Below are 562 nucleotides of genomic sequence, written 5' to 3' on the forward strand. Positions count from 1 at the left end.
TGAGTATGGAGAGTTTGATTCTGGCTCAGAGCGAACGTTGGCGATGCGTCTTAAGCATGCAAGTCGAGCGGGCTTATTCGGGCAACTGGATAAGTTAGCGGCGAACTGGTGAGTAACACGTAGGTAATCTGCCGTGAAGTGGGGGATAACCCATGGAAACATGGACTAATACCGTATATACTCTTGCTACATAAGTAGAGTAGAGGAAAGTTTTTTCGCTTCACGATGAGCCTGCGGCCTATTAGCCTGTTGGTAGGGTAATGGCCTACCAAAGCTACGATAGGTAGCCGACCTGAGAGGGTGACCGGCCACATTGGGACTGAGATACGGCCCAGACTCCTACGGGAGGCAGCAGCTGAGAATCTTCCACAATGGACGAAAGTCTGATGGAGCGACATCGCGTGAGGGATGAAGGCCTTCGGGTTGTAAACCTCGGAAATTATCGAAGAATGAGTGACAGTAGATAATGTAAGCCTCGGCTAACTACGTGCCAGCAGCCGCGGTAATACGTAGGAGGCAAACGTTGCTCGGATTTACTGGGCGTAAAGGGTGAGTAGGCGGA

At 51.1% G+C, this 562-nt stretch carries 1 rRNA gene; it reads left to right on the forward strand.

The features are described from left to right. Window positions 1–2: 2 nt before the first annotated feature. Window positions 3–562 (forward strand): 16S ribosomal RNA (locus EPJ72_RS12930); the annotation flags it as partial.

Source organism: Brachyspira pilosicoli, assembly GCF_008016535.1.
In the GTDB taxonomy this organism is placed as follows: Bacteria; Spirochaetota; Brachyspiria; order Brachyspirales; family Brachyspiraceae; genus Brachyspira; species Brachyspira pilosicoli_A.